Annotated in this window: 2 pseudogenes; both read right to left on the bottom strand. The window is 39.6% G+C overall.

Annotation, left to right across the window (positions count from 1 at the left end):
• A pseudogene (locus tag F968_RS00010) lies at positions 1–475 on the bottom strand (putative metallopeptidase); the annotation flags it as partial.
• A pseudogene (locus tag F968_RS00005) lies at positions 444–911 on the bottom strand (hypothetical protein). The pseudogenes F968_RS00010 and F968_RS00005, both read right to left, overlap by 32 nt.
• Between the last annotated feature and the right edge of the window lie 108 nt (positions 912–1,019).

Here is a 1,019-nt window from a genome sequence, read left to right as displayed (position 1 = left end):
CCAGTATGATCGCTGTAAATAATCTCACCGTCCGAATCTCGCTCTACACCAATGTGATAGAGCTCATGTTCAAACACAAAGCACAAAACTCGTTATCGTTTGCCTTTTCACAAAAGCTTGCATCGATAGTGATTAAGTAAATTGGAACAAAACCGAACCAATCACGCATTTGCTGCTCTTGACGGGCTTTCTTCCAGCCGCCTTGTTGAAACATAACCTTTTCACATTGGCCGAGCACCATGCGCTTAGCTCTCGTATAAGCAGTAGAAGCCCATGCAAAAGCCAAAAACTCCTCATTGTCATGAAGCATCTCAGCGATATGGTCATGATCTGGATTATGTAAAGGTCCACCAAGTGTAAGAAAATTAGCAACTACCCAATTTTTTAAATCAGACGCAGGTACTATGCGAATTGCTTCCTCTTCATCTGCTTGGTCAATAAAATCAGTTGGAGGAAATGGTCTGATCTGATCCATTAAATATTTGCCTCTTTAAATTTTTTAGCCATTCACTAGCGTATTCAGTCCGTAACTGCAAAGGTCCAGACTCATCAATGCGGCATCTTGAAGCTGTCTCTATGCGAACTACGGTGTAGCCCATCTCTTCAGCCACATCGTAACGATCAAGACTACAAGCTTTATTTTTAAGTTTGCCCTTACGACCGCCAGATCATGGACCACCCGCAATTTCAACTAGTATTCGATACTCAATTAAATGAAAGTCAAACCGCCAGTGCTTAGTAGACTTAAACTGAAATTTCTTTTCATATTTAATTTCCAGATTATCTAAAGTTTCAGTAAATTCTTCTTCTGCCTCTAGATATTTTTGTGTAGGCTTTGGCAGTGGCCAGCTTTTAGGTTTAGTTTTAGGTTCTTTTTTCCGAGTAAGCCAAAAGTATTCTGTAGAATCCATTATTCTTACCCATAAAAAAACCGCCCTTAGGCGGTGGCTAAACTCACAGGCAATATAGTATTACTTCTTAAAAGTTGACTTATAGAGCTTTGAATTAAAGTAATCCGT

Origin of the sequence: Acinetobacter sp. NIPH 817 (assembly GCF_000368405.1) — a bacterium.
Taxonomy (GTDB): Bacteria; Pseudomonadota; Gammaproteobacteria; order Pseudomonadales; family Moraxellaceae; genus Acinetobacter.
The sequence above is the reverse complement of the archived record's forward strand: the minus strand, read 5'-3'. Positions and strand labels throughout refer to the sequence as shown.